Origin of the sequence: Streptomyces daghestanicus, assembly GCF_020521275.1 — a bacterium.
In the GTDB taxonomy this organism is placed as follows: domain Bacteria; phylum Actinomycetota; class Actinomycetes; order Streptomycetales; family Streptomycetaceae; genus Streptomyces; species Streptomyces griseoviridis.
In genome coordinates this window covers 134,695-156,272 of record NZ_BNDX01000016.1, presented here as the reverse complement: position 1 = coordinate 156,272, position 21,578 = coordinate 134,695, and the positions used below count along the sequence as shown (strand labels likewise).

At 73.8% G+C, this 21,578-nt stretch carries 14 protein-coding genes; 9 read left to right on the top strand and 5 right to left on the bottom strand.

The genetic code is table 11. The features are described from left to right. Window positions 1-24 precede the first annotated feature (24 nt). The 3 genes from Sdagh_RS27550 to Sdagh_RS27540 all read right to left on the bottom strand — a co-directional run bounded on the left by Sdagh_RS27550 (window position 25) and on the right by Sdagh_RS27540 (window position 5,748). Window positions 25-1,488: a DUF5719 family protein gene (locus Sdagh_RS27550; RefSeq protein ID WP_190078566.1), complete on the bottom strand. Its 1,464-nt coding sequence runs from the start codon at window positions 1,486-1,488 to the stop codon at window positions 25-27. Next, a complete protein-coding gene (locus Sdagh_RS27545; RefSeq protein WP_190078565.1) occupies window positions 1,485-5,288 on the bottom strand; it encodes a glycosyltransferase in 3,804 nt (1,267 codons plus the stop codon). The genes Sdagh_RS27550 and Sdagh_RS27545 overlap by 4 nt, the downstream gene beginning before the upstream one ends. Window positions 5,289-5,484: 196 nt before the next feature. Then, complete coding sequence (locus Sdagh_RS27540; RefSeq protein ID WP_003975777.1) at window positions 5,485-5,748, bottom strand: WhiB family transcriptional regulator; 264 nt, start codon at window positions 5,746-5,748, stop codon at window positions 5,485-5,487. A gap of 700 nt (window positions 5,749-6,448) precedes the next feature. On the opposite strand from Sdagh_RS27540, the gene Sdagh_RS27535 reads away from it, so the two are divergent. From Sdagh_RS27535 to Sdagh_RS27520, 4 genes are all read left to right on the top strand, one after another. Then, window positions 6,449-6,940 carry a cysteine dioxygenase gene (locus Sdagh_RS27535; protein WP_189414783.1) on the top strand — a complete coding sequence of 164 codons (492 nt, stop codon included), beginning with the start codon at window positions 6,449-6,451 and terminating at the stop codon, window positions 6,938-6,940. Between the two features lie 33 nt (window positions 6,941-6,973). Next, complete coding sequence (gene cofD / locus Sdagh_RS27530) at window positions 6,974-7,933, top strand: 2-phospho-L-lactate transferase (protein WP_189414782.1); 960 nt, start codon at window positions 6,974-6,976, stop codon at window positions 7,931-7,933. Then, on the top strand, window positions 7,930-9,231 hold the full coding sequence (locus tag Sdagh_RS27525; RefSeq protein WP_189414781.1) for a coenzyme F420-0:L-glutamate ligase: 1,302 nt from the start codon (window positions 7,930-7,932) through the stop codon (window positions 9,229-9,231). The genes cofD and Sdagh_RS27525 overlap by 4 nt, the downstream gene beginning before the upstream one ends. A gap of 77 nt (window positions 9,232-9,308) precedes the next feature. Continuing rightward, window positions 9,309-10,307, top strand: a complete 999-nt coding sequence (locus Sdagh_RS27520) for a DNA-3-methyladenine glycosylase family protein (RefSeq protein ID WP_189414780.1) — start codon at window positions 9,309-9,311, stop codon at window positions 10,305-10,307. 748 nt (window positions 10,308-11,055) lie between these two features. On the opposite strand, the gene manB is transcribed toward Sdagh_RS27520, so the two are convergent. Next, on the bottom strand, window positions 11,056-12,138 hold the full coding sequence (gene manB / locus Sdagh_RS27515) for a mannose-1-phosphate guanylyltransferase (RefSeq protein WP_189414779.1): 1,083 nt from the start codon (window positions 12,136-12,138) through the stop codon (window positions 11,056-11,058). A 75-nt stretch (window positions 12,139-12,213) separates the two neighbouring features. Beyond that, window positions 12,214-13,446, bottom strand: a complete 1,233-nt coding sequence (locus Sdagh_RS27510) for a peptidoglycan recognition protein family protein (protein ID WP_190078572.1) — start codon at window positions 13,444-13,446, stop codon at window positions 12,214-12,216. Between the two features lie 138 nt (window positions 13,447-13,584). Between Sdagh_RS27510 and Sdagh_RS27505 the strand changes: the two genes are divergently transcribed. The 5 genes from Sdagh_RS27505 to Sdagh_RS27485 all read left to right on the top strand — a co-directional run bounded on the left by Sdagh_RS27505 (window position 13,585) and on the right by Sdagh_RS27485 (window position 21,574). Beyond that, window positions 13,585-14,340: a TIGR03089 family protein gene (locus Sdagh_RS27505; RefSeq protein ID WP_190009235.1), complete on the top strand. Its 756-nt coding sequence runs from the start codon at window positions 13,585-13,587 to the stop codon at window positions 14,338-14,340. Between the two features lie 152 nt (window positions 14,341-14,492). After that, window positions 14,493-15,767: an LCP family protein gene (locus tag Sdagh_RS27500; protein ID WP_189414776.1), complete on the top strand. Its 1,275-nt coding sequence runs from the start codon at window positions 14,493-14,495 to the stop codon at window positions 15,765-15,767. Window positions 15,768-16,017: 250 nt separating this feature from the next. Next, window positions 16,018-17,781, top strand: coding sequence for an LCP family protein (locus Sdagh_RS27495; protein WP_226535887.1), 1,764 nt, complete (start codon window positions 16,018-16,020; stop codon window positions 17,779-17,781). Between the two features lie 423 nt (window positions 17,782-18,204). Further along, the gene (locus Sdagh_RS27490; RefSeq protein ID WP_226535885.1) at window positions 18,205-19,965 is read left to right on the top strand and encodes an LCP family protein; all 1,761 of its coding nucleotides are present in this window, start codon (window positions 18,205-18,207) and stop codon (window positions 19,963-19,965) included. 31 nt (window positions 19,966-19,996) lie between these two features. Further along, complete coding sequence (locus tag Sdagh_RS27485) at window positions 19,997-21,574, top strand: LCP family protein (RefSeq protein ID WP_190076574.1); 1,578 nt, start codon at window positions 19,997-19,999, stop codon at window positions 21,572-21,574. Window positions 21,575-21,578 lie beyond the last annotated feature (4 nt).

The following is a 21,578-nucleotide window of genomic DNA, read 5'->3' as shown; positions in this document are numbered from 1 at the left end:
CTCCCGTACCGCGGTCTCCCGCTGTCAGCGCTGGAGGACCGACAGGTCCTCGTCCGCCTTCGGCACGGCCACCGTGCCCCGGTCGTCGGGGAGGGTCTGCACCGTGAAGGCCGAGACGCCGTCCGCCGCGCGTGTCAGCGTGCGCGCCGCGTAGACCGGGCCGCCCGACACCGGCTCGACGGTGAGCGCGTACGTGCCCTTCAGACCCTCGGGGACCGGGAGTTCGACGGCCTGGGTGGTGCCGCCCTCGATGGTGTACGTCTTCGTCGCCCGGGTGCCGCCCTCGCTGCCCGCCGACGCGGTGACCTCGACCTTCGCGGCCTTCCCGGGGGCGGTGACGGAGAGCGTCGCGGCCTTGGCGGCGTTGTCCACGGCCGTCGCGCGGGTCTGAACGGGGGCGGTGGCGGTGACGAACGCCGTCTCCTGGCCGGAGTTCTTGCCCCGCACCACGCGGGCCGCCGCGACGATCGGGACGGAACGGCCGGTGGGCGCCAGCACCAGCGAGCCGGCCTCGCCGCGGGTGACGTCGGCGAGGTCGACGGCGGTCGTCGCGCCGCCCTTCACCCGGACCGTCTCGTGCCCGGCCGGGGTGATCAGCCCGGACGGCGTGGCCAGCCGCACCTGGACGTCGGCGTCGTTGTCGCCGGGCGCGAACAGCACCAGCCGTACGTCCTCGGCGTCCGCGGGGATGCCGGGCAGGACCAGGCCGCCCGCCGGGTCGGCGGACGCGGCGAGCCAGTCGCCGCCCAGCTTGTCGTGGAGCGCCTGCACGGCGGCGCCGACCCGGCCGCTGCGCACGTTGACGTGCACGGTGAGGTCGGCCTCGGCGGCGTCGCTGAGGGTGGACAGCAGCACCGACTCGCTCTCGTGCGGCTTGACCGTGATGCCCTCCCCCACTGTGGACTCCACCGCGCCGTCCTTGCCGTACAGCTCGATGTCGACCACGGCGGCCGAGTCGTCCGGGTTGGTCAGGTGCACGTAGTCGGTACGGCCCGGGTCCGTGCTGGCGCCCGGGAACCAGAACTCCGTGTCCGCCTCGGCGCAGGTGACGCCGAGCAGGCCGCGTCCGGTGCCGGCGGCGACCTCCGTGGTCTGCTGCACGGTCCAGCCGGGCGCGTAGGCGCCCTCCGCCGTGCCGAGCAGGGCGGGCGCGTCGGCGCCCGAGACGTCACCGGTGGCCGGCGTACCGGGCTCGGCGGGCTCCAGCACCTGCTCGGTGCCGCCCTTCGCCGCCCCGGCCGGGGCCAGTTCGGCCCGGCCCTTGCCCTCGGCGCCCTCGGTGACGGGCGTGAAGGAGGTGTACGTCGTCTCCGCGAGGTCGGACGCGCTGGGCGCGGGGCACACCAGGCCGGTGCGCTCGACGGGCAGCAGGGCGGCCGTCCCGGCCGGGTCGGCGCCGGTGTCCTGCGGGGTGGCGACCGTCGCGAAGCCGGTGACGGCGGCGAGCGCGGCCACCGCGGCGAACAGGGACAGGGTGGTGCGGTTCACTGCTGACTCCCGTCGGGACGCTCGCTGCCCGCGCCGCGCGGGTGCGGGGGCGGCTGTGCCGGGTCGTACGGCGTCTCGTAGCCGGCCGGGTCGTAACCGGACCGGTCGTAGCCGGGCTGGTCATGGCCCGGCCGGCTGCCGCTGTGGCCCTCGGCGTACTGCTGCTGACCGTGTCCGGCCTGGTCGTAGCCCTGGTCGTACCCCTGGCCGTAGCCCTGCTGGTACGTCTCCGCGCCGCCGTAGGCGTACGGGTCGTACTGGCCGTCCTGGTACGGGGCGGCCGGGTAGGGCTGCGGGGCCTGTTCGTAGCCGTCCGCCGGGTACTGCTCCTGCTGGTGGGGCGCGGCGTAGGCGTCGTAGGTGCCGGGGTCCGGCGTGGCCGGCCAGTCGTCGTAGGACTGCTGGCGGGGGATCGGCACGGGGGTGGCGCCGGGGGCGGCTTCCTCCTCCGGGCGGTCCGGCGCGGTCCCGGCCGGGGTGTCCGTCCCGGCGTCCGTCCCGGCGTCCGTCCCCGCCTCCGCCTCGGCTTCCGCCTGGGCGCGCAGCCGGCGGGCCCGGCGGCCCTCGCCGGCGACGGCCTCGGCGGGGACGGCCGGCTCCTCGGGCAGGTCGTCGTCGACGTCGCGGCGGCGGCCGGGCAGCGCGAGGACGACCAGGACGACGGCGAGCAGGCCCTGGGCCCACAGCCACGCGGTGTGGGCGAGCGGCGCGTCGTAGGTGACGTCCAGCCGGCCGCCGGAGGCGGGGAGTTCGAAGCCCTGCGCCCAGCCGTCGACCGTGGTGCGGGTCAGCGGCTCGCCGTCCAGGGTGGCGGTCCAGCCCTCGTCGGCGGTGTCGGCCAGGCGCAGCACACGGCCCTCGGCGCCGGCCTTGAGGGTGGTGTGGATCTCCACCGGTCCGGCGGCGACCGGCTCGGGGGTGCCTGACCCGGTCACGACGGTGGCCCGCGCGACCTCCTGGTCGACCCGCCACAGGCCGCTGCCGTCCTGCTGGCTGAGCCGGCTCAGGCCGGGGGTGGCGTCCAGGACGCGGGTGACCTCGCGAGGCGCGCCCTTGTGGACGAGGACGTACCGCACGGCGTAACCGCCGAGCTGATCGGCCTGGTCGGCGCCGGACCCGGCGACGAGATTGGCGACGATCTTCGACAGGCCGCTGTCCGAGCCGCCCGCGGCGGACAGTTCGGCGTCGCCGAGGCGGGCGCCGGAGCCGCGGACCAGGGTGTAGCGGACGTGGGCGGCGGAGTCGCTGTCGAGGACGAGGGTGCGGGCCTGGTCGCGGCCGCCGCTCTCCTCGGCGACGAACGCGGGCACCTGGACGGGGTCGCGCCGCTCCAGCGGGCCGTCGGCGCCGCCGATCACCCAGCTCCCGGCGGCGATCAGCGGTCCGACGGCCGAGGCCAGCGCGATCAGCACGGCGACCGGCTGGCGCCAGCCGAAGCTCTGCTCGGCCACGCGCGCGCGTGCCCCGTCGGCGCCGAGGACGGCGGCGGACAGCAGGGCGAGGCCGTAGACGAGGGTGGCCGGGCCCGCCCAGGCCGACCGGTTGGCCAGTACCGCGAAGACCAGCCCGGCGAGGGCGGCGACCCAGGCCGTGCGGATGCCCAGCCGCCGCTCGGAGCGGAGCAGGGCGGCCAGCGCGGCCAGCACGATGCCGATGAGCAGCAGTCCGCCGACCGTGCCGGGGCCGCCGGGGCTCGCGCCGAGCAGGTCCAGCGCGGAGGCGGCCGAGGAGCCGTACTCCAGTCCGGCCTCCTGGAAGAAGCCGAACGGGAGCAGCGACAGCGACCAGGGGGCGAGGACCAGCAGCGGCGTGCCGAGCTGGGCCAGGAACCGGAGGCCGTAGGCGGTGATCTCGCCGCGGCGCAGGGCCAGGACGCCGAGGCCGAGGAGGAGCGCGACGGGCCAGACGACCGGCGTGAAGGCGGTGGTGACCGTCAGCAGGAGGGCGTAGGCCCAGGTGGCGCGCCAGGTGCCGCGACCGCCCGCGGTGCGGGTGAGGCCGGCCGCGGCGACGCCCGCGCGGGCGAGCAGCGGCAGCAGGACGGCGAGGACCGCGGTGCCGACGCGGCCGCCGGCCAGGGCGCCGGTGGCGGCGGGCAGGAAGGCGTAGACGACGGCCGCCCAGGCGCGCAGCAGCCGGGAGGTGACCAGCGGCCGGGAGGCGAAGTACGCGCTGAGGCCGGCCAGCGGGACGGAGCAGACCAGCAGGAGCGTGACGGCGAGTCCGGTGGAGCCCAGCAGCACGGAGGCGAGCAGGGCGACGAGCGCCAGGTAGGGCGGTGCGGAGGCGGTGTCTCCGGTGCCGACCGCGTGCCAGGAGGAGCCGTAGCGCGACCAGAGGTCGCCGGCGCCGTCGGGGACGGGCAGCAGGGCGCCGCCGGCCAGCGCGCCGCCGCCGAACAGGGCTCGGCAGGCGGCCAGGGAGACGAGCAGCAGCACCAGGAAGAGCACCGGGCCGGGCTTGCGGGCGATGCGCTTGAGACGGGCGAACTGCTCGATCTCCAGGAAGTCGGCGTCGTCACCGCCGGGACCGGACTCGACGGCGCCGCCGTGGCGTCCGGCGCCGGAGGCTGCCTCGGCGTCGGAACTGCCGAAGAGGCTGCCGGCGGCCTGCTCGACGGTGGCGCGGATCGTGGCGCCGGGCGGCGGGAAGAGCGGGCGCAGTTCGTCCTTGTCGGCCTGGGGGCGGCCGCGCCGGCGCCGGCCGGCCAGGACACGTTCGGGGCGCAGCAGGACGCCGAGCAGGCCGCGGATCTCGTCGAGGGCCTGTCCGGGCACCTTGCCGACGAGGTAGGCGAGGGTGCGCAGCAGGGTGCCGAGGACGATGCGGAACAGCGTCCAGGGCAGGGCGGCGGTGCGGGTGTTGACGAGCAGGGTGTGGACGGCGCCGGCCTTGTCGACCTTGTGCGGGGAGGCGGTGGTGCGGCCCGCGCAGTCGACGGCGCGGCGCTCGCGGGAGGCCGCCTCGGCGTGCCGGACGACGGCGTCGGGGGCGATGAGGACGCGGTAGCCGGCCGCGTGGGCGCGCCAGCACAGGTCGACGTCGTCGCGCATGAGGGGCAGCAGCCGGTCGAAGCCGCCGAGCGCCTCGAAGACGTCGCGGCGCACCAGCATGCCGGCGGTGGACACCGACAGCACGGTACGGACGTGGTCGTGCTGTCCCTGGTCCTGTTCGCGGCGGTCCAGGCCGGTCCAGCGGCGGCCGGAGTTGGCGATGGAGACGCCGACCTCCAGCAGCTGCCTGCGGTCGTACCAGCCGCGGAGCTTGGGGCCGACGACGGCGACGTCCTCGCGGCCCAGTTCGTACTCGTGGTCCACGACGCGCAGCAGTTCGGCGAGGGCGTCGGGTTCGGGCGCGCAGTCGTCGTGCAGCAGCCAGAGCCACTGCACCGGGTCCCCGTGGGGGAGGTCGGGCAGGTCGTAGGCGTCGTCGCGCCAGCTGCGGGTGACGGGGTCCCAGCCGCTGGGCCGCTTCAGGTACGGCAGGTCCTCGGGGGTGAGGAGGGGTGCGGTGCGGGCGGCCTCCTCGACGGCCTGGCCGAAGCCGGTGCGCCGGGCGAGGTGCAGCACCCGGTCGTCGCCGAGGGCCTCCGCGACCAACTGGGCGGAGGTGTCGGCGCTTCCGGTGTCGGCGGCGACGGCGTACTGCGCGGGCCGCTCCTGCCCGAGCAGGCCGGCCAGCGCGTCGGGCAGCCAGCGGGCGCCGTCATGGGAGACGAGGACCGCGGTCACCACATGACGCGGGAACTCAGGTGTGGCAGCCGTGTCGTGATGGGCTGCCGTGTGGCTGTGCACGGACATCGAGGTACGGGCCCCGGTTCGGTGGACTGCGGTGGACGCCGGTGCCTGATGGGAAGGGCGGGGCGTCTCGGACGAGCGACCACACTATCGGCTGGGCACACATGCGGCCCGCCGCCTGTGGACAACCCGTGCGCGACGGGCCGTTCGTACCGTAAGTCCCTGTGCGCGGCCGGTCCTGCGGGCGGGCGGCCGCCCGTCAGACCGCGGCCTTCTTCAGCCGGCGGCGCTCCCGCTCGGACAGGCCGCCCCAGATGCCGAAGCGCTCGTCGTTGGCGAGGGCGTACTCGAGGCACTCGGAACGCACCTCGCAGGCGAGGCAGACCTTCTTGGCCTCGCGGGTGGAGCCGCCCTTCTCGGGGAAGAAGGACTCGGGGTCGGTCTGGGCGCACAGCGCGCGCTCCTGCCAGCCGAGTTCCTCGTCCGCGTCGTCGACCAGCAGTTGCTGCACCAGCTCGGTCATGTGCGCCCCTCGTCTGTCTTTCGCGTCCCCGTGATGCGGCCGTTACCGATTCCGGCTGAACGACACGAGTGAAATTACAAGTGTGCTGCTCCGGGCGAGTCAAGCCGAGATCTGCTATTGGGCCCCTTATTCACTCTGCGGAACCAAGGCCAAGCGGAAAGTGTTCAAATCGGCCTAAACCTTGACACGCCGACAGGGCTCACCGAGGCGGCACCCCGGCGCGGAACCCGCACGGAGCCCGTACGGACCCTCTACTGGGGAGGACGTCCCGGTGTTCGATCTCGTTCCGGCACGCGCTCCGAAGCGGCCTTGATCACATTCGGATCACAGGATCGCAACGGGGGTTGTGCGCCCGGCTTGTGCCGCATGTGTCCCGGAAGCCCCCTGAGCAAACCTTTCATCTTTCAGGGGAACCGGATGAGGTGAACCATGTCCCACATTTCGGGCGTCGAGTTGACAGTGCAGGTGTGAGCCGCTGTCCTTGTGGGCATGCTCGCGAATTCGGCACTCGCCTCGACCCGCGCCGCCGGGTCCCACGGTGCTGCCCGCGCTCGCTGTAGCTGTCGCTGTTCCAGCTGTTGAGCCGATCCCGCTCCGGCTGCTCCAGGGGTCCACACGACCCCGCTCCCTCTCGCACCTCCGCCCGTCCGGGCCCGCTTCCGCCTTCCCCGCACTCTTCCGCCGAGGAACCACCGCACCCATGAACAGCGACAGCGACCTGCAGATCGCCGGCGACATCCTCGAAGTACCGCACCTGCTGCAAGCACCGCGCGAGCACCCGGCCACGGTGGCCGAGTTCGCCGGTCTGGCCCGCGCCATCGCCGCGGACCGCGCCCAGTGGGACCACCTCGTCCGCTACGACGCCGTCTCGCGCTGGTACCACCGGCTGCGCACCGGGCCCGGCTACGAGGTGTGGCTGCTGTCCTGGGTGCCCGGCCAGGGCAGCGGACGGCACGACCACGGCCCGTCCTCGGGTGTGCTGACCGTCCTGGACGGCACGCTGACCGAGCACAGCCGGGGCGGCACGCGCGCGCTGCGGCCCGGCGCCCAGCGGGTGTTCGCGCCGGGGTACGTGCACGAGGTGGTCAACGACGCCCTGGAACCGGCGGTCAGCCTGCACGTCTACCACCCGGGCCTGACCGAGATGACGATGCACGCGGCACGCTGCACGCCCACCCCGGCGACTGCCTGACGCACTGTCGTACCCGCCTGCGAGACTGGACGCATGCGCATTGTGGTTCTGGCAGGCGGCATCGGTGGTGCCCGGTTCCTGCGCGGTCTGAAGCGGGCCGCGCCGGACGCGGAGATCACGGTCATCGGCAACACCGGCGACGACATCCACCTCTTCGGGCTGAAGGTCTGCCCGGACCTCGACACGGTGATGTACACGCTCGGCGGCGGCATCAACGAGGAGCAGGGCTGGGGGCGCGCCGACGAGACCTTCCACCTCAAGGAGGAGCTGGCGGCGTACGGCGTCGGGCCCGAGTGGTTCGGTCTGGGCGACCGCGACTTCGCCACGCACATCGTGCGGACCCAGATGATCAGCGCGGGCTATCCGCTCAGCGCGGTCACCGAGGCCCTCTGCGACCGCTGGCAGCCCGGCGTACGGCTGCTGCCGATGACCGACGACCGGGTGGAGACGCACGTCGCCGTCGAGGTGGACGGCGAGCGCAAGGCGATCCACTTCCAGGAGTACTGGGTACGGCTGCGGGCCTCGGTGCCCGCCGAGGCGGTCGTGCCGGTCGGCGCCGAGCAGGCCAAGCCGGCGCCGGGGGTGCTGGAGGCGATCGCCGAGGCGGACGTCATCCTCTTCCCGCCGTCCAACCCGGTGGTCTCCGTCGGCACGATCCTCGCCGTGCCCGGCATCCGCGAGGCGATCGCCGAGGCGGGCGTGCCGGTGGTGGGCCTCTCCCCCATCGTCGGGGACGCGCCGGTGCGCGGCATGGCCGACAAGGTCCTCGCGGCGGTCGGGGTGGAGTCCAGCGCCGCCGCCGTCGCCGAGCACTACGGCTCCGGGCTGCTCGACGGCTGGCTGGTCGACACCGTCGACGCCGGCTCCGTCACGCGAGTGAAGGCGGCCGGCATCCTCTGCAAGGCCGTTCCGCTGATGATGACCGACCTCGACGCCGCCGCGCAGATGGCGCGCGAGGCCCTGGCGCTGGCGGAAGAGGTGCGGGGCGCTTGAGCGGGGACGGTTACCGGGTCTGGGCCGTGCCGGGCCTGCCGGAGGTGCGGCGGGGCGACGACCTGGCCAAGCTGATCGCGGCAGCCGAGCCGGGGCTGGCCGACGGGGACGTGCTCCTCGTCACGTCCAAGATCGTCTCCAAGGCCGAGGGCCGGGTGCTGGAGGCCGCCGACCGGGAGGCCGCGATCGACGCGGAGACGGTCCGGGTGGTCGCCCGGCGCGGCACCTTGCGCATCGTGGAGAACCGGCAGGGGCTGGTCATGGCCGCGGCGGGCGTCGACGCGTCCAACACGCCCGCGGGCACGGTCCTGCTCCTGCCCGAGGACCCGGACGCCTCGGCGCGGGCGATCCGGCAGGGGCTGCGCGAGGCGCTCGGCGTGACGGTCGGCGTCGTCGTCACCGACACCTTTGGCCGGCCCTGGCGCTCGGGGCTGACCGACGTGGCGATCGGCGCGGCCGGGGTGCGGGTCCTGGACGACCTGCGCGGCGGCACGGACGCGTACGGCAATCCGCTCGCCGCCACCGTGGTCGCCACCGCCGACGAGCTGGCCGCCGCCGGCGACCTGGTGAAGGGCAAGGCGGCCGGGCTGCCCGTCGCGGTGGTCCGCGGCCTGCCGCACACCCTGACCGAGGACGACGGGGAGGGCGCCCGCGCGATGGTCCGCGGCGCCCGCGACGACATGTTCCGGCTGGGCACCTCGGAGGCGGTCCGGCAGGCGGTCACCCAGCGCCGTACGGTGCGGGAGTTCACGGACGAGCCCGTCGACCCCGGTGCGGTGCGCCGGGCGGTGGCCGCGGCGGTCACGGCACCGGCGCCGCACCACACCACGCCGTGGCGGTTCGTGCTCCTGGAGTCGCCGGAGTCCCGGACCCGGCTGCTGGACGCGATGCGGGACGCGTGGATCGCGGACCTACGGCGGGACGGCAGGAGCGAGGAGTCGATCGCCAAGCGCGTCCGGCGCGGTGACGTCCTGCGCCACGCGCCGTACCTCGTCGTGCCCTGCCTGGTCATGGACGGCTCGCACACCTACGGGGACGCGCGGCGGGACGCCGCGGAGCGGGAGATGTTCGTGGTCGCCGCCGGGGCCGGGGTGCAGAACTTCCTGGTGGCGCTGGCCGGGGAGCGGCTCGGGTCGGCGTGGGTGTCCTCGACGATGTTCTGCCGGGACGTCGTACGGGAGGTGCTGGAGCTGCCGGCCGGCTGGGATCCGATGGGGGCGGTCGCGGTGGGTCATCCGGCCGGGGAGCCGCGGCCACGGCCGGAGCGGGACGCCGGGGCGTTCCTCCGGGTGCGGTGACCTGCTCGGGCGAGCGCCTACCCTCGTAGGGACCCTCCGGACTCGGCTTCCGGCTCTCCTCATCAGGGACCTCGCTCGTGGCAGGACGTTTCGCTCCCCGGCCCGCGCGTACGGCGACCGTGCGCGACGGGCTCCCCGGCGTGCCCGCGCAGGGCGGGGCGCCCAGGCCGGGGAAGGCGCGCGTCTGGGTCCCGGACGGGCCGCTCGACCTGGGGCTGGTGCTCGGTCCGCTGCGGCGGGGGCCGGGCGATCCGACGTTCCGGGCGACGCCGGACGGGTCGGTGTGGCGGGCCAGTCTGACACCGGTCGGGCCGGGGACGCTGCGGGTCGCGGCGCGCGGCGGGCGGGTGCGGGGCGAGGCGTGGGGGCCGGGGGCGGAGTGGCTGCTGGACCGGATGCCGGAGCTGCTCGGGGCGGGGGACGACCCGGCCGCGTTCACGCCGCGGCACCGGGTGCTGGCGGTGACGTGGCAGCGGACGCCGGGGTTGCGGCTGGGCCGGACCGGGCTGGTGCTGGAGTCGTTGATCCCGTCGGTGCTGGAGCAGAAGGTCACGACGCTGGAGGCGTACGGGGCGTGGCGGCTGCTGGTGCGGAGGTTCGGGTCGCCCGCGCCGGGGCCTGCGCCGGGCGGGATGTTCGTGATGCCGGCGCCCCGGACGTGGGCGCTGATCCCCTCCTGGGAGTGGCACCGGGCCGGGGTCGAGGACAAGCGGGCGGCCACGGTGCTGCGGGCGGTGCGGGTCGCCACACGGATGGAGGAGGCGGCCGGGATGGAACCGGCGGCGGCGCGGGCGCGGCTGGAGGCCGTGCCGGGGGTGGGGCCGTGGACGTCGGCCGAGGTGGTGCAGCGCAGCCATGGGGCGCCGGACGCGGTGACCGTCGGGGACCTGCATCTGCCGGGAATCGTGGGGTTCGCACTGGCGGGGAATCGGGGGGCCGACGACGCGGAGATGCTGCGCTTGCTTGAGCCGTATGCGGGGCAGCGGCACCGGGCGGCTCGGTTGATCCTGCTGAGTGGGAGGGGGCCGGGGCGGCGGGGGCCGCGGATGTCTGCGCGGGGGATTGCGGAGTTGTAGGGGGCGGGTGTTGTACGGGGGCGTGGCGCGGGCCGGCGTCGCCTCGTGACCGGCGCGGTGGCTGAGGCCGGGGCGTGGCGCGGGCCGACGTCATGTGGTGACCGGGGTCGCGGCTGGGGCGGGGGCGTCGCACGGGCCGACGCGAGCGGGGTGCCGCCGCGCCCGCCCTTCCCCAAGCTCTCGGCTTCGCTCGGGCAGGGGCCCCCATCGCCCTTGGCGGCACGATTGCCCGCGGTGGGGCAGGGCCGGCCCGCCCCACCGGGCGCGTCACAGCCGCAGTGGGGTGGAGTCGGCCGCTCCGCCCGGCGCGTCACAGCCGCGGTGGGGCGGGGCAGCAGCCCGGCTGCGCCGGACACGGCACGCCAGCACCGGCGCAGAGAAGACCTGGGCACCGCCCGCGCGACGCGCAGCCGGACACAGCCGCCACCCGCGCCACACGCTGAGACGCAGTAACAGCGCGCCTCACGAAGCCGGACGCACACCCAGCCCACCCGGCGCGCAGCCCGACGCGTGGGCCGGCCGGCGGGCACCGGAGCCGGGCGAGAGCCGCGGTCGCGTACGGCACGCGCCGACCGCTGCGGGCGGACCCCCCGCCCCGGACACCCCCCTCCCCGGCCCGACCCACCCCGGCCCGACCCACCCCGCCCGCACAAGGCGCTAGGCGCACCCCACCACCCGCACAGGCGCCGCAGGCATCACACCGCACCCCACACCGGGCACCGGGCACCGGGCACCGGGCACCGGGCCCCTACTGGTCGGACGAGAAGCGGAGCGCACCCGCTGGGATGCGGGCGTCGCACCACACGCGTACCCCTTCGCGGAGCTCGTTGTCGGCGCCGACGACCGCGCCGTCGCCGATGACCGTGCCCGTGACCACGGAGCGGGTCCCGACGCGGGCCCGGGTGCCGACGAGGGAGTCCGTGACGACCGCCTCCGGTTCGATCACCGCGCCCGGCAGGATGGTGCTGCCGAAGATCCGCGCGCCCTCCGCGACGAACGCGCCCTCCCCCACCACCGTCCCCCCGGACAGCTTGGCGTCGGGTGCCACGGTCGCCGTGGGCAGGACGAGACGGTCGCCGCAGCGGCCCGGCACCGCCGGGGACGGGGCGCGGCCCAGGACGAGGTCGGCGGAGCCCCGGACGAACGCGGCGGGGGTGCCGAGGTCGAGCCAGTAGGTGGAGTCGACCATGCCCTGGAGGTGGGCGCCCGTCGCCAGGAGTTCGGGGAACGTCTCGCGTTCGACGGACACCGGCCGGCCCGCCGGGATCGTGTCGATGACCGAGCGGCGGAAGACGTACGCCCCCGCGTTGATCTGGTCGGTGACGATCTCCTCCGGCGTCTGCGGCTTCTCCAGGAACGCCAGGACCCGGCCCGTGGCGTCCGTGGGCACCAGCCCGTACGCCCGGGGATCGGTGACCCTGGTCAGGTGCAGGGAGACGTCCGCGCCCGTCGCCTCGTGGGTGCGGACCAGCGCCCCGATGTCCAGCCCGGTGAGGATGTCGCCGTTGAAGACCAGCACCGGGTCGTCGGGCCCTGAGCGCAGCCGCCCGGCCACGTTGCGGATCGCCCCGCCGGTGCCGAGCGGCTCCTTCTCGGTGACGTACTCGATGTGCAGGCCGAGCGACGAGCCGTCGCCGAAGTACGGTTCGAAGACCTCCGCCAGATAGCTCGTCGCGAGCACGATGTGCTCGACCCCCGCCGCCTTCGCCCGCGCCAGCTGGTGCGTGAGGAACGGCACCCCCGCCGCCCTGACCATCGGCTTCGGCGTGTGCACCGTGAGCGGGCGCAGCCGGGTGCCCTTGCCGCCGACCAGGAGGATCGCTTCTGTCACCTGTCGTCTCTGCTTCCTGCCGGGACCGGCCGAACTGTTCTTTCGGCCGGTCAGTGTATGCAGAGTTCCCCCCGCTCAGCGGCCCTGGTACTTGGCCGCGGTCGAACGGGCCGTGCCGAGTTTCTTGTACAGCTGCGCGCCCGGACAGCTCGTGTTGAAGCCGTCCCGGTGCCCCGAGATCACGTTGAGTCGTACGTTCTTGCCTTTTCGGTAGAGATTGCCACCGCCGGACTTCAGGTATGTCTTGCCGCGGGGATTCATGCCGTACAGACCGAGCTTCCACGCCGCCAGGCGGGCCACTCCCTTGACCGCCTTGGCGGACGGCTTCTTGGTGCTGTACGTGCCGAGGACGGCGATCCCCATGCTGTCGGAGTTGAAGCCGAGGGTGTGCGCGCCGAGGACCGGCTTCGCCACGCCCCCCGCCCGGCCCTCGTAGATCTTCCCGCACTTGTCGACGAGGAAGTTGTAGCCGATGTCCCGCCAGCCCATGCTCCTGACGTGGTAGCGGTAGATACCGCGGATGACCGAAGGGGCCTGCGCGCAGGTGTAGTTGTTGCCGGTGGCCGAGTGGTGCACGAAGGCCGCCTTGACCTTCTTCGTGTACTTGAACCCCTTTTCCCGCAGCCCCTCGTCCGCACCCCAGCCGCGGCGCGTCACGATGCCGGGGCGGGGGCCGATGTGCGGCTTGGCCTGCGCGTACGTGGCCGGTTCGGGGGTGGCCTGGCCGGTGGCGGCGGCCTCCTCCTCCCGGGTGGCGCCGAGACCGGGGTCGACGAGTTCGAGGCGCAGGCCCTCGGGCAGGCCCCACCACGGGTCGTCGTCGTCCGCCCGGACGCGTAGTTCGACGCCGTCGGAGTCGCCGACCCACAGCGGCGCGGTCGCCCCGCGCACCCGGTCCGAGCCGCGCTCGGTGGTGCCGGGATCCGCGCCGTGGTCGGCGTTGTGGGTATCCAGGTCCTGCCAGTCGGACCAGGCGCCGGTGCCGGTGTCCCGGACGCGGACCTGGGCGCTGCCGTGCAGTGCGCTGTCCGGGTCGTCCCATACGACGCCGACCAGGGAGAAGGGCGGTACGTCGCGGCGGGTGACGCCCTGTTCGGCGGGGCCGGCGGCACGGTCCCGGGCCAGGGGCCGCAGCGGCAGCGAGCGGGTGCTGCCGGACACGGACGCCTCCGCGGACGCCTCCGCGGACGCCGCCGGGGCGGCTGCCGGGGCGGGCGGGGGGACGGCCGCCGCCGCGGGCGGGGTGAGTGGCAGGGCGAGGGCCGCCGCGCAGGTGACACCGATCGAGGATGCGAGGAATCCATGCATGCCCCTGATCGTGGACATGGTCGTATAAATCTGTCTATTCGGAACTTCTCGGACTCCAGGGCGCGTTCGGCCGAACCGGTGGTCCCGGGGACCCGCGCGCCGCCTCGCCCGCCGCGCGTCCCGCGTACGCTTGCCCGGGTGAACGCGACCGACCGCACCCCTGCCGACCTGCTGAGTTCCGCGCTCGCCGCGGACCCGGGACGCCCCCTGGTGACCTTCTACGACGACGCCACCGGCGAACGCGTCGAACTGTCCGTGGCCACCTTCGCCAATTGGGTGGCCAAGACCGCCAACCTGCTCCAGGACGAACTCTCCGCCGAACCCGGCGACCGGGTCGCGCTGCTGCTGCCCGCGCACTGGCAGACGGCCGTGTGGCTGCTGGCGTGCGCGTCGGTCGGCGCGGTCGCGGACGTGGCCGGCGACCCGGCCGCGGCGGACGTCGTCGTGAGCGGCCCGGACTCCCTGGAGGCGGCCCGCGCGTGCTCCGGCGCGCGGATCGCGCTCGCGCTGCGGCCGCTGGGCGGACGGTTCCCCCGGCCGCCCGAGGGCTTCGCGGACTACGCGGTGGAGGTGCCGGGGCAGGGCGACCGGTTCGTGCCGTACGCGCCGGTGGACCCGGAGGAGCCCGCGCTGATCGTGGCGGGGCGGGAGTTCAGCGGTGCCGAGGTGGTGGAGCGGGCCCGCGCGGAGGCGGCGGCGCTGGGGCTGACCGGGCCGGGGGCGCGGCTGCTGTCCGGGCTGCCGTACGACACCTGGGAGGGGCTGAACGCCGGGCTGTACGGGCCGCTCGCGACGGGCGGTTCCGTGGTGCTGTGCCGGAACCTGGACCGGCTGGCGGCCGACGCCCTGGACCGGCGGATCGAGAGCGAGCGGGTGACGGCGACGGCCCGCTGAGGCCAAAACCGGCCACCGGCCCCGTTCACCCGGTTCGCCGGTCGGCTCCCCCGCCCGGCGTACTCCCGTCCGTCCCCGGCCCGGCGGCCGGGCCATGGTCGTAGGAGCAGCACGCGCGCAGGACGCTCGGACGGCAGGAGGGGTGGCCAGAGGTGACCGACACCGCAGGGGGCCCCGGGGACCGCAAGGGGGTCCTCGGGCCGGGAGCGGGGGCGTCCGCGACCGGGCGCGGGCTGCGCCGGCGCCGTCGGCGGCGGTGGCTCGGGGGGTCGGCGCTGGCCGGGGTGGCCGTCCTGGCCGGTGCCGGGGGCGTCGGCTGGACCGTCTACACCAAGCTGAACGGCAACATCACCCCCGACGAGGCCGCCGCCGCGGAACTGTCCCGGTACGAGAAGGAACGCCCGACGGCGCTGGTGCGCGGCGCGCAGAACATCCTGCTGATCGGCTCGGACTCGCGGTCGGGTGAGGACAACTCCCGCTACGGGCGCGACCCCGGGACCGAGCGGTCGGACACCGCGATGCTGCTGCACCTGTCCGCGGGCCGGCACAGCGTCACCGCCGTCTCCCTGCCGCGCGACCTCATGGTGGAGGTGCCCGGCTGCCGGCGCCCGGACGGGTCGCGGTCACAGCCCGCCTTCGCTCAGTTCAACTACGCCTTCGAGGTGGGCGGTTCGGCCTGTTCGGTCCGGACGGTGGAGAAACTGACACACATCCGGATCGACCACCACGTGGTCGTCGACTTCCACGGCTTCAAGGAGATGGTGGACGCGGTCGACGGCGTCGAGGTCTGCCTGGCCCGGCCGGTCGACGACAAGGCGGCCAGGCTGCGGCTGCCCGCGGGCCGGGTGACGCTGAGCGGGGAGCAGGCGCTCGGGTACGTACGGGCCCGCAAGTCGCTCGGGGACGGCAGCGACACCGAGCGGATGGAGCGGCAGCAGCGGTTCCTCGGGGCGCTGGTCAACAAGGTGCAGAGCAATCGGGTCCTGCTGAATCCGGTGAAGCTGTATCCCGTGCTGAACGCGGCCACGTCCGCCCTCACCACCGATCCGGACCTGGCGAATCTGCGTGGTTTGTACGCACTCGTGCGGGGGCTGCGTGACATCCCCACCGAACGGGTGCAATTCCTGACGGTGCCACGGGAGTCGTGGGACCAGAACGCCAATCGCGACCAGCTCGTGGAGCCCGCCGCGCGGAAACTCTTCACCCGGCTGCGGAAGGACGAACCGGTGACGGTCGCGGAATCCGCCTCCCGCCCCTTCGGCGGAGACGACGGGACGGGCGGCTCCGGAACGGGCGGTCACGACTACCGTGCGTACGGGAACGACCACGTACCGTCCGCCGGGAAACGGGGCGACGAGCCCGCGGACGACGCCGTGCCGACCCCGACGTTCCGCGGGAACACGGCCGCCGAGGAGCGCTGCGAGTAAAGCGGACTCCAAGGTCGTCCACAGTATTGGGTTCCGGTCCGGGGGAATGGGCGGATTGCCGGTTGTAAGCGACGTGGAATGCGTCACCGGCGTCGCCGTACGCCGAACGGGGCGGTTAGTGTGAGCGATCCGGTGTGCCCTACGCGAGTTCCGTTCTCGGGTCGGGCCTGGAGGACCGAGAACGACCGAGACCCGAGCGCCTTGGAGGGGAAAAGGCGCCGCGTGGCCCCGACGGAGGATTCGGACAACCGTGGACGCGCAAGGCCGTGGGCGGGCGGACGACATCGACCCCGCAGACCAGTGGGTACTCAACCCGAGCACTGGTGAATACGAACTGCGACTGAGCCCTTCCGCTCCGCAGCCGACGGTACCGGGGCCGCGCAGATCCGCGCCCCGCCGGCCGGCCGCTCCCGGCGCGGACGGCCCGGACGGCGCCGGGACCACGGACGCCCCGCGCGGACGCCGGGGCGCACCGGCGCCCGAGCGCGACGTCCCGCCCCAGCGCAGGCGCCGTGGCGCCCCCGAGGAGCCGCCGCCCGGCCGGCGCGGACGCCGCCCGGTGAAGAAGAAGTCCAAGACCCGCAAGGTGATGCTGTGGAGCGGCGGCACCATGGCCTTCGTCGTCCTGGGCACCGCCTCCACCGCGTACTTCTACCTCGAACACCTCAACGGAAACATCCAGTCCGTCTCCGACGACGGTGCCAGCACCGGTGGCTTCCAGAAGGACAAGGCCATCAACATCCTGCTGATCGGCACCGACAAGCGCACCGGCGCGGGCAACGAGAGCTACGGCGACTCGGGCAGCGTCGGCCACGCCGACACCACGATCCTGCTGCACGTGTCGAAGGACCGCTCCAACGCGACCGCGCTGAGCATCCCCCGCGACCTGATCGTCGACGTGCCCGACTGCCCGACCACGCAGGAGGACGGCTCGACCAAGGTCATCCCCGGCACCACGGGCGTGCGGTTCAACACCAGCCTGGGCCAGGACGGCCGTACCCCGAGCTGCACCGTGCGCACGGTGACCGAGCTGACCGGGGTGCAGCCGGACAACTTCATGGTCGCCGACTTCAACGCGGTCAAGACGCTGACCACGGCGGTCGGCGGCGTCGAGGTGTGCCTGGCCAAGGACATCGACGACCCGGACTCGCACCTGAAGCTGTCGGCGGGCACCCACACCATCCAGGGCGAGCAGGCGCTGGCGTTCGTGCGCACCCGGCACTCGGTCGGCTTCGGCGGTGACCTGAGCCGGATCGAGATCCAGCAGCAGTTCCTCAGCGCGCTGATGCGCAAGCTGAAGTCCAACGACACCCTCACCAGCCCCTCGAAGATGCTGAAGCTGGCCGAGGCGGGCACCGAGGCACTGACCGTCGACTCCCAGCTCGACAGCATCGGCAAGCTGAAGGACCTCGGTCTGGAGCTGGGCAAGCTCAACACCAAGAACCTGACGTTCACCACGATCCCGGTGGTCGACAACCCGGAGGAGACGGTCAAGTCGACGGTCGTGCTGAACGACTCGAAGGCGCCCGAGATCTTCGAGATGATCAAGAACGACGTCTCCTTCACCGAGGTCAAGCAGCAGAAGAAGCAGGAGAAGGCCGCCGTCGCCGCCCGGCTGAAGGGCACCAAGGCCGACGCCTCCGAGGTCCGCGTCCGCGTCCTCAACGGCGGCGCGGCCGGCGGCGCCGCCCAGCAGGAACTCAACTGGCTCCAGACCGAGGCCGGCGTCACCAAATCGGAGAACGGCGGCAACGCCGGCACCGAACTGAGCAAGACCCAGCTCGAATACGACCCCGACCAGGCCGACCAGGCCCGCCGCCTCGCCGACCTGCTCGGCCTCTCCGGCTCGGCCATGAAGCCCGGCGAGAGCGTCACCAACGCCCAGGGACTGCCGACGATGACCCTGACCCTGGGCAAGGACTTCAAGGGCGCCGGAGTGAAGCTGAACGCCTCGTCGAACACGTCGGTGGACGTCGACAAGACCACGGCCGACGAGGTGAAGTGCGCCAAGTGACCCGCCGGGAACGGCGAGTGGGCCGCCCCGAGTGAACCCGGCGGCCGTGTCCGCCGTCTGACAGGGTGGCCCCGCCGTACAACCCATGGGGGCCGCCGAGCGTCCACTTCACGGTGGCCCGGCCGAGGACTTCGACGCCGGGCGGGGCCGCCGTTCACCGGTGGACACGTCGTAAGGGCGGAAGACAGGCATGACGCTGTACGAGCAGGAACCTCGCACGACACCCGAGTGATCGATCGGGGAAGGCCCGGGTGACGGGCCCGGCCCCGTCACCGCAGTCCTTCGACGCCGCACCGGGCGGATAGGGTGAGCGCTCAGCGCCCACCGCCGTGAGGCCCGCCCGGCGTCGCGCACTCGCTGATTCTTACCGCGCGCCTTCTGGAGAAGGTGCCGTGTGGCCCCCGACGGAGGATTCGGACAACCGTGGACGCGCAAGGCCGTGGGCGGGCGGACGACGTGGACCCCGCAGACCAATGGGTACGCAACCCGCAGACCGGTGAGTACGAACTGCGGCTGCCGGACTCGGACTCCGCACCGCGCCCGCCCCAGACACCGCGGGCCCCCGGGACGGCGTCCCGGCGCCGGCCCGCCGCCCCGCCCCCCGGCGTCCCCGCGCCCCGGACCGCGCCCGCGCCGGACGGCCCCGGCGTCCCGCCCCCGCGCAGGCACCGCGACGGCCCCGGCGGAGCGCCGCCCGGCCGCCGGGGCCACCGGCCGGAGAAGAAGGGGTCCAGGGGCCGCAGAATCCTGCTGTGGACCGGCGGCTCCACCGCCTTCCTCGTCCTCGCGGCCGGCACCGGCGGCTACCTCTACCTCAAGCACCTGGAGGGCAACGTCGCGACGGCGGACGTCGGGGACGCGGGGTCGAGCAGCTTCCGCAAGGACGAGGCGTTCAACATCCTCGTCATCGGCACCGACAAGCGCACCGGCACGGGCAACGAGGGCTACGGCGACGCCGGCAGCGTCGGCCACGCCGACACCAACATCCTGCTGCACGTGGCGGAGGACCGCTCCAACGCGACGGCGATGAGCATCCCCCGCGACCTGATCGTCGACATCCCCGACTGCCCGACCAAGCTGGCGGACGGCACCGAGCAGGTGGTGCCGGGGCAGCAGGGCGTCCGCTTCAACCGGAGCCTCGGCGAGAGCGGCCGGGACCCGGGCTGCACCATGCGGACCGTCGAGGCGGTGACCGGCATCAAGCCCGACCACTTCATGATGGCGGACTTCAACGCGGTCAAGACGCTGACCACCGCGGTCGACGGCGTCGAGGTGTGCGTGGCGCACGCCATCGACGACAAGGAGTCGAAGCTGCACCTGGACGCCGGCAGGACCAAGGTCGAGGGCGAGCAGGCCCTCGCCTTCGTCCGCACCCGGCACTCCTTCGGCAACAAGGGCGACCTGGACCGGATCGGGGTGCAGCAGCAGTTCCTCGGTTCGCTGATGCGCAAGATGTCCTCCGGCGACACCCTCACCGACCCCGCGAAGCTGCTGAAGCTGGCCGACGCGGCGACCAAGGCACTCACCGTGGACAGCGCGATCGGCAAGGTCGGCACGCTCAAGGACGTCGCCCTGGAGCTGAAGAAGGTGCCGACCAAGAACATCTCGTTCACCACGGTGCCGGTGCTCGACAACCCGGCCGAGAAGGTCCCGGTGACGGTCGTCGTCAACGAGGCCGAGGCGCCCGCGCTGTTCGGGCTGATCCGCGACGACGTCTCGCTGACCGAGGTCGAGCAGCAGAGGAAGCGGGACAAGAAGGAGGAGAAGGCCGCCGTCGCCGCCCGGCTGAAGGGCACCAAGGCCGACGCCTCCGAGGTCCGCGTCCGCGTCCTCAACGGCGGCGCGGCCGGCGGCGCCGCCCAGCAGGAACTCAACTGGCTCCAGACCGAGGCCGGCGTCACCAAGTCGGAGATCGGCGGCAACGCCGGCACCGAACTGAGCAAGACCCAGCTCGAATACGACCCCGACCAGGCCGACCAGGCCCGCCGCCTCGCCGACCTGCTCGGCCTCTCCGGCTCGGCCATGAAGCCCGGCGAGAGCGTCACCAACGCCCAGGGACTGCCGACGATGACCCTGACCCTGGGCAAGGACTTCAAGGGCGCCGGAGTGAAGCTGAACGCCTCGTCCGCCGCGACGAAGGTGAAGGACAAGACCACGGCCGACCAGGTGACATGCGCGAGCTGAGCGCGGCCGGGGCGGTCCGGGCGGCGGCGCGGTGCCGCGGCCCGTGGGCGGGGAGGGACACGCAGTGAAGACGGAAGACAGCTCGCCCGGCGACGGGCCCGGGGAGGAGGGCGGGTCACCCCGTCCGCGCCGCCGCCGGCGGGTGCTGCGCTGGACGGCGGTCACCCTGGCCGTGGTGATAGCCGGCACGGCCGGCGCCGGATACCTCTACTACCGCCATCTGAACGGCAACATCCAGCAGGCGGAGCTGAACATCGGCGACAGCAAGGTCGCCGCGCCGAAGCCGAACGCCGCCGGGCAGACCCCGCTGAACATCCTGGTCATCGGCTCCGACGCGCGGGACACCGAGGAGAACCAGGAACTCGGCGGCGCCAGGGAGACGTTCGGGTCGGCGCCGCTCGCGGACGTGCAGATGCTGGTGCACCTCTCCGCCGACCGCAGCAACATGTCGGTGGTCAGCATGCCCCGCGACACCCTGGTGCAGATCCCCAAGTGCACCGACCCCGAGGACGGGACCGTCTACCCGGCGAGCGACGGCCGGACGATGACCAACCAGAGCCTCGGCCACGGCGGCCCCGGCTGCACGGTCGCCACCTGGCAGGAACTGACCGGCATCCACATCGACCACTTCGTCATGGTCGACTTCTCCGGCGTGGTGTCGATGGCGGACGCCATCGGCGGCGTACCGGTGTGCGTGGACGCCAACGTCCACTCCCGCGACAGCCAGGGCCACGGCTCCGGGCTGAAGCTGACCAAGGGCACCCACTCCATCAAGGGCGTGCAGGCCCTCCAGTGGCTGCGCACCCGGTACGGCTTCGAGGACGGCAGCGACCTCGCCCGCGCCAAGGCCCAGCACATGTACATGAACGCGATGGTCCGCGAGCTGCGCGAGAACGCCACCCTGAGCAGCCCCAACAAGCTGCGCCGGCTGGCCGAGGAGGCCACCGAGGCGCTCACCGTCGACGAGGGCCTGGACACCGTCAAGAAGCTCTACGACCTGAGCACCGAGCTGCGCAAGGTCGAGCCGGCCAGGATCACCATGACCACCATGCCCAACCGGTATGTGGGCGCCCGGGTCGAACCGACCGAGGACGCCGAGCAGTTGTTCCGGCTGGTGCGCGAGGACATCCCGCTGGACGGCCAGGACGCGGCCCAGGTGACGGCGAGCCCGTCGCCCCCGGCGGACCCGGCCGCGCCGGACGACGAGATCGCCGTCCAGGTGCGCAACGGCAGCGGCACCGACACCCTCGCCCCGGTCCGCGGACGCGCGACCTCGGTGGCGGAGCTGCTCACCGGCGACGGCTTCGGCAAGGCGGTCGCCGACCCGGGGACCTACCCGAGCGAGGCCACCACGGTCGTCCGGTACCCGAGCACCGACCTCCAGGGCGACGCCGTACGGGTCGCCGCGTCCCTGGGCATCCCGCAGACCGCGGTGCGGCGGTCGACGGCGGTCTCCGGCGTCACCGTCGTCGTCGGCGCCGACTGGCGCGACGGCGGCGCCTACGAGGCGCCGAAGGTGGACAACAGCCTCCCGAAGACGGCGGAGGCCCTCAACGGCGCCGACGCGTCCGCGTGCATGCACGTGGACCCGGACTTCACCTGGTCCTGACGGA

Excerpts from the sequence above, each read along its gene's own strand:
- Sdagh_RS27545 (WP_190078565.1), bottom strand. The coding sequence starts at position 5,288 with ATGTCCGTGCACAGCCACACGGCAGCCCATCACGACACGGCTGCCACA.
- Sdagh_RS27540 (WP_003975777.1), bottom strand. The coding sequence starts at position 5,748 with ATGACCGAGCTGGTGCAGCAACTGCTGGTCGACGACGCGGACGAGGAA.
- Sdagh_RS27535 (WP_189414783.1), top strand. The coding sequence starts at position 6,449 with ATGAACAGCGACAGCGACCTGCAGATCGCCGGCGACATCCTCGAAGTA.
- cofD (WP_189414782.1), top strand. The coding sequence starts at position 6,974 with ATGCGCATTGTGGTTCTGGCAGGCGGCATCGGTGGTGCCCGGTTCCTG.
- Sdagh_RS27510 (WP_190078572.1), bottom strand. The coding sequence starts at position 13,446 with ATGCATGGATTCCTCGCATCCTCGATCGGTGTCACCTGCGCGGCGGCC.